The following is a 15,756-nucleotide window of genomic DNA, read 5'->3' as shown; positions in this document are numbered from 1 at the left end:
ACAAAGCAGTGCCGCGCAGTCTTGGCTGCGGCGGCCGATTCAGATTCTGGCGCGGGCCAATGATATGGCGGCCATTGTAAACGTCCGTGTCGGCTTATTCATGCAAGGTTTGCAACCATTGTTCGCGGCTGATGCGGTACAGCACATGCCGACGCAACGGATGGTCGACGGCAAGCTTGGGGTGGTCGAAGTCATCCTGCGGATCGTGGTGCATGCCGATCGCCTGCATGACCTTTTCCGAGGGCAGGTTGCTTTGCGCGGTGAACGAGACGATTTCTTCCAGCTTCAGTTGGTCGAAACCGGCGCGCAACGCGGTCCACGCCGCTTCACTGGCATAACCCAGCCCCCAATGTTCCTTGGCCAGGCGCCAGCCGATTTCCACCGCCGGGGTGAACGGCGCGTCAAAGCCGACCACGCCAAGCCCGGTGAAACCAATGAATTCGCCGGTGTCCTTGCGCTCCAGCGCCCACAGGCCAAAGCCATGCTCGGAAAAATGCCCGCGTATGCGCCCGATCACCGCCGCGCTTTCCAGCCGGGTCAAGGGTGCCGGAAAGTAGCGCATCACCTGCGGATCTGCACACATCGCCGCGAAGGCCGGCAAATCCTCGTCCTGCCACTGTCGCATCAGCAAGCGTGCGCTTTGCAGTTCCAGTATTGGCTCCATCGTCTTCTCCATTTCCATGCCGCCAGTCTACATCGCTGGTAGGATCGTCAGCGCTGCGCCGAATTCCCGAATGACCCGCCAATATCAGATATCACCATGCCTTTGCCGCTGATCTACCACGAAGACTACAGCCCCGAGTTCCCGGCGGATCACCGCTTCCCGATGGACAAGTTCCGCCTGCTGCGCGATCACCTGGTCGACACGGGGCTGACCCGCGATGCCGATCTGCTGCGGCCGCAGATCTGCCCTAACGACATCCTCGCCCTCGCCCATGACCGCAGCTATATCGAACGCTACATGAGCGGCGAGTTGTCCCGCGAAGACCAACGGCGTCTCGGCCTGCCGTGGAACGAAGCCCTGGCGCGGCGCACGGTGCGCGCGGTCGGTGGTTCGATCCTCGCGGCGGAAAAAGCTTTGGAGCATGGCCTGGCCTGCCACCTGGCGGGCGGCACCCATCACGCGCATTACGATTATCCGGCGGGTTTCTGCATCTTCAATGACCTGGCGATCATCAGCCAGTACCTGCTGCAAAGCGGCCGGGTCAATCGGGTGCTGATCTTCGATTGCGACGTGCATCAGGGCGACGGCACGGCGCGGATTCTTCATGACACACCGGAGGCGATTACCGTTTCCCTGCACTGCGAGAAAAATTTTCCTGCACGCAAGGCCGACAGCGACTGGGACATTCCGCTGCCCAAGGGCATGGGCGACGCCGACTATCTGCAGGTGGTCGATGACACGCTCAATTACCTGTTGCCGTTGTATCAACCGGATCTGGTGCTGTACGACGCCGGTGTCGATGTGCACAAGGACGACGCCCTCGGCTATCTGCAACTGACCGACGAAGGCGTGGCCGCCCGCGATGAAAAGGTGATGCGCCATTGTCTGGGCCGCGACATCCCTGTAGTCGGCGTGATCGGCGGCGGCTACAGCAAGGACCGCCACGCCCTCGCCCGCCGCCACGGCATCCTCCATCACAGCGCGCAAAGGGTGTGGGATTCACATGGTTGTCACTGAGGTGTGCTGCGTTACCCACAATCGCTGTGGAACTGCCTGTGGATAACCTGAGTGAAAGGGGTTGCAGGCCATATGGACCGTGGCGTACAGCGCACTGTTTGTTTTTTGATCAGCCTGAAATTCACCACTGAACCTGTGGGAGCGAGCCTGCTCGCGAAAGCGTCCGCACATTCAACATCAAATTGACTGACCCACCGCCTTCGCGAGCAGGCTCGCTACCACATGGGCTCTACCACAAGGAGCGGCGCTGTTAGAATGCGCGCCTTATCCCGCCATACCGCAGCGCACCGCCCATGACCCAGAACTCCGCCCCCGCCAACACACACGTCGCCATCATCGGCGGTGGCCCCGCCGGCCTGATGGCCGCCGAAGTGCTGAGCCAGGCCGGAGTCCGCGTGGATCTGTACGACGGCATGCCCTCGGTGGGGCGCAAATTCCTGCTGGCCGGGGTCGGCGGCATGAACATCACCCACTCCGAACCTTACCCAGCCTTCCTCTCGCGCTACGCCGAACGCGCACCGCACATCGCCCCGCTGCTACGCGGTTTCGGCGCCGATGCGTTGTGTCAGTGGATTCATGCGCTGGGCATCGAAACCTTTGTCGGCAGCTCCGGCCGCGTATTCCCCACCGACATGAAAGCCGCCCCGCTGCTACGCGCCTGGCTCAAGCGCTTGCGCGACAGCGGCGTGGTTATCCACACCCGGCACCGCTGGCTCGGCTGGGATGAACACGGCGCCTTGCGCATCGACAGCCCGGACGGAGAGATCCGTGTAACACCGGACGCGACCCTGCTGGCCCTCGGCGGCGGCAGTTGGTCGCGTCTTGGTTCGGATGGCGCGTGGATGTTGCCGCTGGAGCAGCGCGGCGTGGATCTGGCGCCGTTGCAGCCGAGTAACTGCGGCTTCGAGGTTCAGGCCTGGAGCGAATTGATGGTGAACAAATTCGCCGGTGCACCGCTGAAAAACATCGCCATCGGCCTGGACGACGACGTTCCGCGCTTGGGCGAATGCGTGATTACCGCAACCGGCATCGAAGGCAGCCTGATCTATGCCCTGTCGGCGCCGATCCGTGAGGCAATCAATCGCTATGGCGCGGCGGTTATCCACATCGATCTGCTGCCCGGTCGCCCTGTGGATAAATTAGAGATGGCGCTGAGCAAACCACGCGGCTCGCGCTCGATGGCCAAGCATCTGCACAGTCAGGTCGGGATTGATGGGGTGAAAGCGGCGTTGTTGCGTGAGTTGACCGATGCCGAGACGTTCGCCGACCCGGCGCTATTGGCACGGGCGATCAAAGCGTTGCCGCTGACCCTGGTAAAAACCCGGCCGCTGGACGAAGCGATCAGCAGCGCCGGCGGCGTGACCTTCGAGGCGATGGATGAGCGCTTGATGCTCAAGGCGCTGCCGGGGGTGTTCTGTGCGGGGGAGATGCTTGATTGGGAAGCGCCAACGGGCGGGTATTTGCTGACGGGGTGTTTTGCCAGCGGGCGGGCGGCGGGGTTGGGTATTGTGCAGTGGCTCGAAAGCTAAACCCTCACCCCAGCCCTCTCCCAGAGGGAGAGGGAGCCGACCGCGGTGTCTGGCGTCCCACATCGACCTGAAACACCGAGTCGATTATGGATCAGGTCAGCCGACCGAAGTGTCTGGCGAAAGCTCTGTCGATTGTGGATTCACAACAGTCGGATCAGGTCGGCGTAGTTCCCGAATATCCCCCAATCAGTCCCCTCTCCCCCTGGGAGAGGGTTAGGGTGAGGGGCTTTTGACTTTAAGGCTTACGCTTACGCGGCCCGGTATTGAACACCGGCACTTTACGCACTGGCTTGATCGACGGCTCCGGCGCTTGCGTATCACCGCTGTCGACCCACTTGCCCAGATTACGTTTTCCACCGCCACCGCCGGACGCTTTCGGCTTTTTCGGTTTCTTCGGCTTCTTGATCACCTGACCGCTGGCATCGGTATCCGGCACGCGGTGCTCAGGTTCAAAATCCGGCTCGTTCTGGCGCTTCAAGGTCTGGCGCGTGAGCATTTCAATCGCCGACAACATGTTCACTTCATCGGCACACACCAGCGAGATCGCCTCACCGGTCGCGCCCGCACGCCCGGTACGACCGATACGGTGAATGTAATCCTCGGCGACGATCGGCAGATCGAAGTTCACCACCAGCGGCAAATCCTCAATGTCCAGACCACGAGCGGCCACATCGGTCGCCACCAGAATCTGCACTTCGCTAAGCTTGAACCGGTCCAGCGCACGCTGGCGGGTCGCCTGTGGTTTGTCGCCGTGGATACCGTCGGCGTTGACGCCCAGGCCCTGGAGTTTTTCCACCAGCGCATCGACACCGTTGCGGGTTTTGGCGAATACCAGCACCTGCTTCCACTTGTTCTTGCGCATCAGGTGCACGAACAGTTCGGCCTTGCGCTTCTTGTCCACCGTGACGATCCATTGCTTGACCGTGTTGGCCGCCACGTTGCGCGGGCTGACTTCGACGGTTAGCGGATCGTTGAGCATCTGCCCGGCCAGCACGCGGATGTCATCGGAGAAGGTTGCGGAGAACAGCAGGGTCTGGCGCTTTTTCGGCAGCATGCGATAGATGTTCGCCAGTTCTTCAGAGAAGCCCAGGTCGAGCATACGATCGGCTTCATCCAGCACCAGCGTTTGCAGCTGATTGAGCTTCAGCGCGTTCTGGCGGAACAGGTCGATCAAGCGACCGGGCGTGGCGACCAGCACATCGACGCCGCCGCGCAGTTTCATCATCTGCGGGTTGATGCTGACACCGCCGTACACCGCATAAGTGCGCAGCGGCAGATTTTCCGCGTATTGGCGTACGGCTTCGTGGACCTGCTCGGCCAGCTCGCGGGTCGGCACCAGAATCAGCGCACGCGCCGAGTTGGCGGTGACTTTCGGCCCTTCCATGGCCAGCAACTGCAACAGCGGCAAGGCGAAACCAGCGGTCTTGCCGGTGCCGGTCTGGGCCGCCGCCATCAGGTCGCGACCGGCCAGCACGGCCGGAATGGCTTGCGCCTGCACCGGCGTCGGGGTCTGGTAGCCGAGCGTCTCGAGGGAGCGCAGCAAGGGTTCGATCAGGCCAAGGGAGGCGAAAGTCATGGGAGTACCGTAGGAAAAAATGACGCGGGGATGCAATGCCGCGCAGTTTACCCTAATTCGTCCGCGCTTCCGTCGGATCGGCTTGCGCCTCCTCGACCGGCACTTGTTTCGGTCGACGCCACTGCGGCAGGCTGATCAGCAATACGGCGCTGATGATCACCAGCATCGCCAGCGCTTCTTCGATACCAATGGTCTCGCCGACAAACACGATCCCCAGCAACACTGCAACGGCCGGGTTGACGTAGGCATAACTGGTTGCCGCCGCCGGGCGCACATGCTTGAGCAGGTACATGTACGAATTGAAGGCGATGATCGAGCCGAAGAAGATCAGATAGGCCAGCGCCAGCCAGCCTTCGACCGGTGGCAGCGCTTGCAGGTGTTCACCGCTCACCGCGCTGCCGACCAGCAGCACGGCACCGCCGACCAGCATCTCCACCGCGCTGGCCATGGCCCCCTGCGGCAACGGCAGATATTTACTCCACACCGAACCGAACGCCCAGGTCGCCGCGGCGAAAATCAACAATGCGGCGCCCAGCGGACTCGATTGCAGGTTGGAGCCCATGTTGAGCATGGCGATGCCGATAATCCCCAATGCCACCCCGGCCCATTCCAGACGCGTATTGCGCGCGCCCCAGAAATAACCAAACAACAAGGTGAACAGCGGCACCGTTGCCACCGCCAGCGCCGCTACGCCGGAAGCCACACCGGTGTGTTCGGCCACGCTCACCGCGCCGTTACCGAAACTGAGCAGCAAAATCCCGATCAGCCCCGCGGCCTTCCATTGCGCCCAGGTCGGCGCCGGCGCCCCGCGCCAGCGCAGGAAGGCGTACATCAACGTGCCGGCAATCACAAAGCGCACCCCGCCCAGCATCAGCGGCGGCCAGTACTCAACGCCGATGCGGATCACCAGATAAGTCGATCCCCAGATCACGTACAACGCAAAAAATGCGGCGATCAACGGCAAGGAAAAACGGCGCAGGGCAGGCATGGGCAGCTCGACAGTCAGTGTCAGGAAATTGCGTATTCTAGAAAGGCGCGCCAGCAAACATAAGTTACAAAACCTGTTTATCGCGCCGGTACACTTTTGAAGGAAAGCAACTGAGACCAATAAGGTCCTTGTGGGAGCGAGCCTGCTCGCGAAGGCGGTGTATCAGACAACATCAATATTGAATGAAAAACCGTATTCGCGAGCAGGCTCGCTCCCACAGGGGTTCTGTGTCGTGCCTGGGATCAGCGATAACGCTGCAAATGCTCGCCCACTTTGGCAGCCGGGACTTTCTGCAATTTGCACAACAGGTCATGGTTCAGCTCGCGCACGCCATGTTTGTGCCGCAACTCGTCGGCCAAATGCGCCATCAGGTTGGCCGCCATTTCGGCGTCGGCCATGGCCCGGTGAGCCTGGCCGGTGTGTGGCAGGCTGGCGAAGGTGGTGAGGGTGCCGAGTTTGTGATTGGGTGCCGCCGGCATCAGGCGCCGCGCCAGCAACAAGGAACAGGCGAAATTCTGCAACCGTGTGCGTTTGATCCGTCCCAGTTCAAAGTCCCAGAACTTCTGGTCGAACGAGGCGTTGTGCGCCAGCAATGGCGTGCAGCCGACAAATTCGTTGACCTCTTCCATCACCCGATCGGCCGGCGGCGCGCTGCGCAGCATGGCGTTGCTGATGCCGGTCAGTTGTTCGATGAACGCCGGGACGCGCACACCGGCGTTCATCAGGCTTTGATAACGCTCGACGATGCGGCCGTTTTCCAGCATGACCACAGCGATTTCGGTGGCGCGGCAGTTGCTGTTCGGCGCCAGGCCCGTGGTTTCAAAGTCGATGACTGCAATGCGTTCCAAACCGGGTTCAACTCCGTTCAATCAATGCTTGAGCTTAATTCTTCAGCAGCAACGCGCCTTCGATCGGCACGTAGCGGCTGGCGGCGCGGATCAGCGAGTTGGCGGTCAGGCCGGGTACACCATAAGCCACCGCCTGCACCCCGTGTTTGCTGATGATGCGTTCGAGCAGCATGTCGAAATCGCCGTCACCGGACGCCAGGACGATTTCGTCGACGTGGTCGGCGGCGTCCATGATGTCGAGGGTGATGCCCACGTCCCAGTCGCCCTTGGCCGAGCCGTCGCTGCGCTGGATGTAGGGCTTGAGTTTCACGGTGAAGCCGAGGTTGCGCAGGATCTGCTGAAACTGCTGCTGCTTGCTGTCGCCGCGATCGATCGCGTAGGCGTAGGCCTCGACGATCTGTCCGTCCTTGCTGATGTCGGCCCACAATGCGGCGTAGTTGAAATGGCAACCATAGGCCTGACGCACGGTGTAGTAGAGGTTCTGCACGTCGGCGAACACTGCGATTTTTTTCACCGGAGTTCCTGTGGGTGCGCACGCGCACGAAGCGGGATCAGGCGCCAGGGCCCGAAAAGGCGCTCAGTATGCCAGCCCGAAGGAGGGTTCCGCGAATAATCGGCCCGAAGCCCCGCAGGGCTCCGGACGAATGGTGGAGTCAGACGAAGGAATCGTCGTCATCGAAGAACGACGAATTGTCGTTGCCGTAATCGGTGTCGCTTAAACCGCCCTGGTCATTGCCCGAGTAACCGTTGTCCGCCACGCGCTGGTCATCGCCCCAGCCGTCATTGCTCTGGTCGGCGACCTGCGCCGGTTCTTCCTTGATCACCTCAACGATTTCTTCCGGTTGCTGATTGTGGTGGAACAGGCTGCTGATGCCCTGCGCCAACATCACACCACCGGCCACGCCTGCAGCGGTTTTCAGCGCGCCACCGAGGAAGCTGTTGCCCGCCGGGGCTGCCTGCTGCGCAACGTTGGGCGGCGCGGCGCCGAAGTTCTGCTGTGGTGCCGCAGCCTGATAGCTCTGCTGCGGCGCCGGTTCGCGCCAGCCGCCCGTGGATGCCGGGGCGGCAGTTTGCGTAGGCGCCGGGCGGGAATTGCCGCCGCCAAAAATACTCGACAGGAAGCCACCGCCAGCGCTCGCTGCCGGTGCGCCGCTCTGCGCCTTGGCCGACTGCAACTCGGCCTGCAACCGCTGTACCTGCTGAGTCAGTTGCTGGTTCTGTTCATTGAGGCTCTTGAGCGCCGCCTCTTGCACCAGAATCGCCTGGGTCATGAAATAGCCTGCCGCCGGCTGGCGCGTCAGGTGTTCCTTGATCCGCGCCTCGGCCTGGGCGTCACGCGGGGCTGCCTCCGTTTCGGCCTGTTGCAGCCGGGAAAACAGTCCATCGATCAGGGTTTGCTCTTCGCTGTTCATGGCGACCTCGTAGATTGCCGGTAATAACATGCCCTCGCCCACTCTGGGCGTGGTGCTCTCCTGTAATGGAGACAGTGACAAAACGTTTCAATGACCTTTACCGAATGTTTACGTTTGTGTCGCCCCGCGTTGCATCGGTTAAAGTGAGCCACTGTTTTCGACCTGCGATACCGACTGATGAATGCCCTCGAAGTACTGCGCGACTCTTTGTATTTTTTCAAACGCCATCTGGGCAGCATCGTGCAGTTGTGCCTGCCGCTGGTGATCGTCGAAGCTTTCCTGCAGCAGGCGGTCGATCACGCCAGCGGGCCGGACACCTTCGCCGGGGTCAGCATCATCGTCGGTCTGCTGGTTTACCCGTTGTACACCGCGGCACTGATCCTGTTTCTTGATGCCCGCAGCCGTGGCGAGTCGCCGCGCAACCGCGACTTGCTGGCAATGGCCGCGACCCTGTGGCCGCGCTTCGCCCTGCTTACCGCACTCAATACCTTGCTGATTCTGCTTGGCCTGTCGTTGTACTTCCTGCCGGGCCTGATGCTGATGGTCATGCTCGCGTTCGGCGAGTATCTGCTGGTGCTGCGCGGCCTGGGCCCGTTGCAGGCGATGAAGGAAAGCCTGCGCCTGACGCGTGGGCATTTCTGGCGGATCCTGCTGTGCATTCTCTGCGTGATGACGCCGCTGTGGCTGCTCAAAGGCGCAACGCTGGCGGTCTATCCCGAGCCGCAGAACCCGCTGATCGCGGTGCTGATCGACAGCGCTCACAGCTTCCTGCAACTGTTCACCAGTGTCGTCCTGTTCCGCCTGTTCATGCTGATCAGCGAATTGCCTGACAAGCGTGACGGAACGATCTGACCGCGCAGCGCTTGGGCTTCGCGCCGCCCGTCAGGTATGCTCGGGGCCACTTTCTGTAACGCTATAAGCCGAGCCATGACCCGTCTACTGCGCTACTCGTTGTTGTTCGTTGTACTGGCCATCGTGGTGATCGGCGCGCTGATCTTCAGCCTGACCTGGCGCCCCGACGCCCGCGAAACCCTGCCGGTCAGTTGCACCGCAACGGCCCCGACACTGGTGCCGGGCCAGGCGCTGAAGGTCATGACCTGGAACGTGCAATACCTGGCCGGCAAACGTTATGTGTTCTGGAACGACCTGGCCCAAGGCAACGACGAAGCACCGACTGCCGAAGACATGGCGTTCAGCCTCGATGAAGTGGCGCGGGTGATCCGCGATGAGCAGCCCGACGTGGTATTGCTCCAGGAACTCGACGACGGCGCCAAGGCCAGCGACTACCAGAACCAGCTCAAGCTGTTGCAGGAACGGGTCGCCGATCTGTATCCGTGCAGCGTCAGCGCGTTCGACTGGAAAGCCGACTTCGTCCCCGAGCCGCAGATTTTCGGCAGCGTTGGCCGGCAACTGGCGACCCTCAGCCGCTATCGCATCGAACACGCCGAACGCCTGCAGTTGCCGGTAGCCGACGCCAATCTCATCAGCCGCCAGTTCCAGCCCAAGGATGCCTTGCTGGCCAGCAAACTGCCGCTGAGCGATGGCGGGCAATTGACCGTCTTCAATACGCATCTGGAACACGCCAGCCAACCGGACGCGACCTTGCAGGCGCAAGTGAGCGCGGTGGCCAAGGTGCTCGACAAGTATGAAAGCCAGGGTCTGCCGTGGCTGATCGGCGGCGACTTCAATCTGCTGCCGCTGGGCCAGTACCGGCGCCTCCCGACCGAGCAGCGCACGCCCTACTCGGCCGACAGCGAGCTGCATCTGCTCTGGGACAAGTACCCGATGATTCCCACCAACAATGAAGCTGGCGGCATCGACCGCGCCAAGTGGCTGACCCATTATCCCAACGATCCCGGCCTGAATGGCCCGGACCGTACCGTCGACTACCTGTTCTACAGCCCGAAGATCAAACGGCTCGAAGCGCGGGTGCGCCAGGACGATACGTTGCGCATTTCCGATCATTTGCCGGTGATCGCGCGCTTCCTGTTACCCGCCGCGCCTTAGCCGCCACCGCGCGACCGCTGTAGTCGAAGGCCCCGAATTCACGACATGGAAAGCCATGAAAATCTTATTGGTATGCAAGGACATTGGCGGTTATGCGCGCAAGCTGGCGGATTTTCTGGCGCGCGACAATCAGGTCTGTTTCATCGACACCTCTTCGCTGTCCGAGCGCTTTGCCCGAGCGCCGAAGATCATTCGTCGGCCGCTGAAACGCTGGGCGCAACTGCACCAGTTCAACAAAGCGCTGCGCACGCACGGGCAATTCGATGTACTGCTGGTGATCAATCCGGCGCAGATCGAGGCGAAGCAATTGGCCGCCGCCTTCGAGGTCTGCACGCGCAAGATCGCCTACCTTTACGACAGTTTCAGTCGCTGGCCAATGAGCCGCGAAGCGCTGGCCGTCTACGATGAGGTGTTCTCGTTCGATCCGCAGAACGCCGCCAGCTACGGCCTGAAAAAACTGCACAACTTCATTTACGACGATTACGACGCAGACGCTGACGACGGCGACTACAGCGCCTTCGTGGTCATGGCCGGCAAGGATCGGGTCCCGGCGCTCGAAGGTCTGGCGCGAGCATTCGACCAGCTCGGCGTCAGCGACTACAAATTTCTGGTGCAGTGCAAACCGATCCCGGACGCGCATCCGGGGATCACGTTTTTCGAGCAGCGCCTGCCACTGGATACGGTCGGCGCGCTGGTCAAGCGCTCGCGGATCATTCTCGACATCGCCAAACCGGGTCAGGCCGGGTTGAGCTTCCGTTTTTTCGAAGCCATGGCCGCGCGCAAGAAGGTCATCACCACCAACCCCGGCGTGGTCGACTATGACTTCTACAACCCGGCGAACATTCTGGTGATCGACGAGGCCGATCCACAGATTCCGCAAAGCTTCATCAGCGAGCCGTATGTCGATGTGCCCGAGCACGTTTACCGCAAGTACACGTTGCAGGGCTGGGTCGAGAAGGTTTTTGCTTCGGACTGAAAGTTTTTTGCCCTGGGTGGGAGCGAGCCTGCTCGCGAAAGCGTTGCATCAGTTGGTGGATGTATTGACTGACAGGACGCATTCGCGAGCAGGCCCGCTCCCACAGGGGTACGGTTTGAAGTTCAAATCAATGCACTTCTTCCAGATCATCATGCAGCAGTCCGAAGATCTGCCGCTTCATGTCGATGAACGAGCGCTCCATGACCATGTCCAGCGAGCGCGGGCGGTCGATCGGCACGTCGAGAATCTGCTTGATCCGCCCCGGTTTCGCGCCCATGACATAGACGCGGTCGCCGAGCAGGATCGCTTCGTCGATATCGTGGGTGACGAACAGCACGGTTTTCTTGCTGTGGCCCCAAACGCGCAGCAACAGCTGCTGCATCTGCAAACGCGTCTGGCTGTCGAGCGCGCCGAAGGGTTCGTCCATCAGCAGAATCTGCGGATCGTTGGCCAGCGCCCGGGCGATCGCCACCCGCTGCATCATCCCGCCCGACAGCTGTTTGGCGTAGTTGTCGGCGAACCCGCTCAGCCCCACTTCATGGACGTAGTAATCGACGATTTCCTTGCGCCGCGCCGCCGGCATGCCGCGACGCTTGAGGCCGAACTCGACGTTCTGGCGCACGGTCAGCCACGGAAACAGCGTGTAACTCTGGAAGACCATGCCGCGATCCGCCCCCGGCCCCTGCACGTGCTGGCCGCCAACGTAGATCTCGCCAGAGGTCGGCTCGGCAAGGCCGGCGGTCAGGTACAACAGGCTGGACTTGCCGCAACCCGACGGCCCGACCAGCACGGCGAATTGCTGGTCCGGCACTTCGAAGGAGACTGCTTCCAGCGCGGTGAAGGTGCCGCCGTCAGGCTTTTCATAGCGCAGGCTGACCTTGTCGACCTGCAGTCGCGGAGCTGCTTGCGCAGTGGCCGCAACGGGTTCGATGAAACGATTGGCAGCAGTCACTGAGCCCATGCGGCAACCCTCAAACGGAGAAAGCGAAACAGTTGATCGGTAACCAGCCCGAGCAGGCCGATGATCGCGATGGCGAGGAAAATCACATCGACCTGAAAACCGCGCATGGCTTTCAGGCTCAGGTAACCCAGACCGCTGGACGCGGCGACCAGCTCAGCCACGACCAGATAGGTCCAGGCCCAGCCCATGGTGACGCGCAAGGTGTCGAGCACGCCCGGCACCGAGGCCGGCGCGATCACATGCAACACCGCATCGCGGCGACTCGAGCCCAAGGTGTACGAGGCGTTGATCAGGTCTTTGGAAATGCCTTTCGAGACGTCAGCGATCATCACCAGTTGCTGAAAGAACACGCCGAAAATGATCACCGACACGCGCTGCTCCAGACCGATGCCGATCCACAAAATGAACAGCGGCACGAACGAAGTCACCGGCAGGTAGCGAATGAAGTTCACCAGCGGTTCGAGAAACGCCTGAACGATGCGAAAGCTGCCCATCAGCAAGCCCAGCGGCACTGCCACCAGCGACGACAGAATGAAACCGACCATCACCACTTCGACGCTGGCCCAGACATGCTGGCCCAGGGTGCCGTCGCGGCTCAGGCGTACGGCGGCTTCGACTACCGCCCCGGGTGTCGGCAGAAACATGCCCGGCACGATGCCGCCGTAGGACAACCCGGCCCACAGGCCGACCAACAAGACCCAGGCCAGGCCGCTGGCGCTCCACACCAGTTGCACCGGCAAGGCGGTTTTCGGCGTCAGGCAGCGGCTCAGCCATGATTTGCGCTTGAACATGACAGCACCTCCTAGCGCGGGCTGACGAAGCGGTTGTCGATCAGGTCGTCGTTGCTGACGTTGTAGGGTTTGCCCTGCAATTCACTGGCAGTCTCATTGGCCAGTTTGATCAGCGCGGCGCTGTCGCCCGATTTGCCCGGCGCGCCGAAGAGTTTTTCGCTCATGGCCTGATCATAGAACCGCACGCCTTGCGCGGCGGCGGCCAGTTCCTTCGGATCGGACAGGTAACCGCCGACGCCTTTGGCCATGATCTTGTAGGCGTCTTCGGGATGATCCTTGGTGTACTGCACCGCTTTGTACAAACCGGCGACCAGCGCCTTGACGTCGTCCGGCTGTTTCTCGATCACTGTGCAATTGAGCGCCACCACATCGACGATTACCCCTGGCGTGCTGCTGCTGTCGATCAACACCTTGCCCTGCTGCTTGTTACGCACCATCGACAGGTGCGGCTCCCAAGTCACCGCAGCCGGCACGCGACCGGCGATGAACGCGGTGGCGGCGTCGTCGGCGGTCATGTTCTGCACGGTGATGTCGCTCATGCTCATGCCGTTTTTCTTCAGCAGATACGAGAGCCAGAACTGCGAAGTCGAGCCCTCGTTGACGGCCACGGACTTGCCCTTGAGTTCCTGCAAGCTGTTGACGTCCTTGCCGACCAGCACGCCGTCGCCGCCGTGACTGTCGTCCAATGCCGCGACCGCCTTGAAGCAGAACTGCGGACGATACTTGAGCACTTCATCGATGGTCGAGGCCGAGCCGGAGAGTTGCCCGGACGCTTGCGCGGCCATGTACATCGAAGCCTCTTCGACCACCGGCAGCTCGACGGTCAGGCCGTTTTCCTTGAAGTAGCCGAGGTCCCGCGCCAGATACAGCGTGCCGTAACCGACCCACGTGGTGTGGCCGATCGACAGCGTGCCGGCCTGCGCGCCGCTCGCGACTGAAGCCGCGAGGGCGGTGATTGCCAGAGGATGAGAAAGACGAATACACAAGGACTTGATCATGGAGCACTCCCGACGCTGTTGATTTAGTTTTGTCATGGGCAGTACGCGCGCCGGCCGTTGGGCAGTTGCTGCCGTTGGTCTCTGACGGACACTTGGGCGGGCAACTTCGGCCGGGCAAGATCGATGGTGGCCCATGTGCGCGGTGAGGAAAATCAGGAAATTGTTGGCTGCAAATGATGAAAAAACTGGGTAGTGCGCACTGCTAAAGGGCGGGCATTGCGGGGATGCGCAAGGTGGGTGCAGATCCGGAATTTTCAGTGCTGGCTGGATTGTCTTAGCTGCAGGCCAGCTCCCACAAGGGTCTGCGTCGCACCCATTTGGTGTGAACACCACTGAAACCTGTGGGAGCTGGCTTGCCAGCGATGGCGGTGGGTCAGTCAGATTTTTTCAACTGACACAGCGCTTTCGCGAGCAGGCTCGCTCCCACAGGGATATTCGGTGCGACATCGGTCCACTGTGGGAGCGAGCCTGCTCGCGAAAGGGCCGAAGCGGTGTCAGCGCAATTGAAACCAGGTGGTTTTCAGTTGGGTGTATTTGTCGAACGAATGCAGCGACAGGTCGCGGCCGAAACCCGATTGTTTGCCGCCGCCGAACGGCACGGTCACATCCAGCGCGTCGACGGTGTTGACCGACACCGTACCCGCGCGCAATTGCCGCGCGACCCGGTGCGCGCGATTGAGGTCATCGGTCCACAGCGACGCGGCCAGTGCATAGTCGCTGTCGTTAGCCAGCTGAATCGCCTCGGCCTCGTCATCGAACGGCAACACCGCCAGCACCGGGCCGAAGACCTCCTCGCGAAACAGCGGCATGTCGGCCGTGACTCCGGTGAAAATCGTTGGCTCGATGAAATTGTCCGAGCCGTTGATCCGTCGCTGCCGCCCGCCACACACTCGCGTCGCCCCCGCCTGTTCGGCATCGCCAATGCTGCGCAGGATGCTGGCGGTCTGCCGATCGTCGACAATCGCGCCGGCACGGCTCTGCGGGTCGAGCGGATCACCCGGCAGCCAATGCTCGGCCTGGGCCTTGAGGCGTGCGACGAATTCGTCATGAATCGAGCGTTGCACCAGCAGCCGCGAGTTGGCGGAGCACACTTCGCCCTGATTGAAGAAGATGCCGAAGGCGGCTTTTTCCGCCGCCAGATCCAGATCCTGACAATCGGCGAATACCAGATTGGCACTCTTGCCACCGCACTCCAGCCACACCTGTTTGAGGTTCGATTGTGCAGCGTACTGCATGAAATATTTGCCGACCTGCGTCGAACCGGTGAATACCAGACAATCGACATCGTTGTGCAACCCTAAGGCTTTGCCGGCCTGCTCGCCAAGCCCCGGCAGCACGTTGAGCACACCTGGCGGCAACCCCGCTTCCAGCGCCAGTGCGGCCAGGCGCAACGCCGAAAACGGTGACTGCTCGGCCGGTTTGAGAATCACCGAGTTACCCGCCGCCAGCGCCGGCGCCAGCTTCCACGCGGCCATGTCCAACGGGAAATTCCACGGCACCACGGCCGCCACCACGCCGAGCGCTTCACGGGTGATGGTCGCCAGCACGTTGGGCGCACTCGGGGCGATCTGGTCGTACAGTTTGTCGAGGCTTTCGGCGTACCAGCGAAACACTCCGGCGGCGCCCGGCACGTCGATGGTGTAGGCGTCCATCACCGGTTTGCCCATGTTCAGCGAGTCGAGCAGAGCCAGCTCTTCACGGTGCTCAAGCAGCAGATCGGCCAGGCGCAGCAACACCTGCTTGCGCTCTGTCGGCGGCCGTTGCGACCAGACGCCGGCGTTGAACACCTGCCGCGCATTGCGCACCGCCGTGTCGACATCCGCCTCGCCACAAGCGGCGACATTAGCCAGACACTCACCGGTCGCCGGGTTGATCGCAGCAAACGTCTGCCCCGACCGGGCTGGGCAAGGTCGGCCATCGATCACCGCCTGATTAGGGAATTTCAATGCAACGGCGCGGCGCTGCCACTGTGCGAGTTCGAACACGACG

General features: G+C 61.7%; 15 protein-coding genes. 5 read left to right on the top strand and 10 right to left on the bottom strand.

Annotated elements, in window-relative coordinates; genetic code table 11:
• Positions 1-94: 94 nt before the first annotated feature.
• On the bottom strand, positions 95-664 hold the full coding sequence (locus ACGSLL_RS22160; protein ID WP_394507936.1) for a GNAT family N-acetyltransferase: 570 nt from the start codon (positions 662-664) through the stop codon (positions 95-97).
• A gap of 96 nt (positions 665-760) precedes the next feature.
• On the opposite strand from ACGSLL_RS22160, the gene ACGSLL_RS22155 reads away from it, so the two are divergent.
• Positions 761-1,681 carry a histone deacetylase family protein gene (locus ACGSLL_RS22155; protein ID WP_394507935.1) on the top strand — a complete coding sequence of 307 codons (921 nt, stop codon included), beginning with the start codon at positions 761-763 and terminating at the stop codon, positions 1,679-1,681.
• 293 nt (positions 1,682-1,974) lie between these two features.
• Entirely contained in the window at positions 1,975-3,210 is a 1,236-nt protein-coding gene (locus tag ACGSLL_RS22150) for a TIGR03862 family flavoprotein (RefSeq protein WP_394507934.1), read from the top strand.
• Positions 3,211-3,445: 235 nt separating this feature from the next.
• Here the strand turns inward: ACGSLL_RS22150 and ACGSLL_RS22145 are convergent, their stop codons facing one another.
• From ACGSLL_RS22145 to ACGSLL_RS22125, 5 genes are all read right to left on the bottom strand, one after another.
• Complete coding sequence (locus ACGSLL_RS22145) at positions 3,446-4,786, bottom strand: DEAD/DEAH box helicase (protein ID WP_394507933.1); 1,341 nt, start codon at positions 4,784-4,786, stop codon at positions 3,446-3,448.
• Positions 4,787-4,838: 52 nt separating this feature from the next.
• Positions 4,839-5,774 carry a drug/metabolite exporter YedA gene (gene yedA, locus ACGSLL_RS22140; protein ID WP_394507932.1) on the bottom strand — a complete coding sequence of 312 codons (936 nt, stop codon included), beginning with the start codon at positions 5,772-5,774 and terminating at the stop codon, positions 4,839-4,841.
• Between the two features lie 242 nt (positions 5,775-6,016).
• Entirely contained in the window at positions 6,017-6,622 is a 606-nt protein-coding gene (locus tag ACGSLL_RS22135; RefSeq protein WP_394507931.1) for a 3'-5' exonuclease, read from the bottom strand.
• 34 nt (positions 6,623-6,656) lie between these two features.
• Positions 6,657-7,136: a LabA-like NYN domain-containing protein gene (locus ACGSLL_RS22130; protein ID WP_007949802.1), complete on the bottom strand. Its 480-nt coding sequence runs from the start codon at positions 7,134-7,136 to the stop codon at positions 6,657-6,659.
• Positions 7,137-7,275: 139 nt separating this feature from the next.
• Positions 7,276-8,034 (bottom strand): DUF2076 domain-containing protein, encoded by a 759-nt coding sequence (locus tag ACGSLL_RS22125; protein WP_394507930.1) that lies wholly within the window; start codon positions 8,032-8,034, stop codon positions 7,276-7,278.
• Positions 8,035-8,211: 177 nt separating this feature from the next.
• On the opposite strand from ACGSLL_RS22125, the gene ACGSLL_RS22120 reads away from it, so the two are divergent.
• The 3 genes from ACGSLL_RS22120 (at position 8,212) to ACGSLL_RS22110 (ending at position 11,017) form a co-directional block, all read left to right on the top strand.
• Positions 8,212-8,886, top strand: coding sequence for a YciC family protein (locus ACGSLL_RS22120; protein ID WP_208939664.1), 675 nt, complete (start codon positions 8,212-8,214; stop codon positions 8,884-8,886).
• A gap of 75 nt (positions 8,887-8,961) precedes the next feature.
• Positions 8,962-10,041 (top strand): endonuclease/exonuclease/phosphatase family protein, encoded by a 1,080-nt coding sequence (locus ACGSLL_RS22115; protein ID WP_394507929.1) that lies wholly within the window; start codon positions 8,962-8,964, stop codon positions 10,039-10,041.
• Between the two features lie 55 nt (positions 10,042-10,096).
• Positions 10,097-11,017 carry a hypothetical protein gene (locus ACGSLL_RS22110; RefSeq protein WP_394507928.1) on the top strand — a complete coding sequence of 307 codons (921 nt, stop codon included), beginning with the start codon at positions 10,097-10,099 and terminating at the stop codon, positions 11,015-11,017.
• A 127-nt stretch (positions 11,018-11,144) separates the two neighbouring features.
• Here the strand turns inward: ACGSLL_RS22110 and ACGSLL_RS22105 are convergent, their stop codons facing one another.
• The 4 genes from ACGSLL_RS22105 to ACGSLL_RS22090 all read right to left on the bottom strand — a co-directional run bounded on the left by ACGSLL_RS22105 (position 11,145) and on the right by ACGSLL_RS22090 (position 15,752).
• A complete protein-coding gene (locus ACGSLL_RS22105; RefSeq protein WP_394507927.1) occupies positions 11,145-11,978 on the bottom strand; it encodes an ABC transporter ATP-binding protein in 834 nt (277 codons plus the stop codon).
• Positions 11,966-12,769 carry an ABC transporter permease gene (locus tag ACGSLL_RS22100; protein WP_208939660.1) on the bottom strand — a complete coding sequence of 268 codons (804 nt, stop codon included), beginning with the start codon at positions 12,767-12,769 and terminating at the stop codon, positions 11,966-11,968. The genes ACGSLL_RS22105 and ACGSLL_RS22100 overlap by 13 nt, the downstream gene beginning before the upstream one ends.
• An 11-nt stretch (positions 12,770-12,780) precedes the next feature.
• Positions 12,781-13,767 carry an ABC transporter substrate-binding protein gene (locus ACGSLL_RS22095; protein ID WP_394507926.1) on the bottom strand — a complete coding sequence of 329 codons (987 nt, stop codon included), beginning with the start codon at positions 13,765-13,767 and terminating at the stop codon, positions 12,781-12,783.
• A 494-nt stretch (positions 13,768-14,261) separates the two neighbouring features.
• Positions 14,262-15,752, bottom strand: a complete 1,491-nt coding sequence (locus tag ACGSLL_RS22090) for an aldehyde dehydrogenase (protein WP_394507925.1) — start codon at positions 15,750-15,752, stop codon at positions 14,262-14,264.
• Positions 15,753-15,756: the final 4 nt, after the last annotated feature.

Origin of the sequence: Pseudomonas retamae (genome assembly GCF_043496865.1) — a bacterium.
Classification (GTDB): Bacteria; Pseudomonadota; Gammaproteobacteria; order Pseudomonadales; family Pseudomonadaceae; genus Aquipseudomonas; species Aquipseudomonas retamae.
This window is presented reverse-complemented; position numbering and strand designations above follow the sequence as displayed.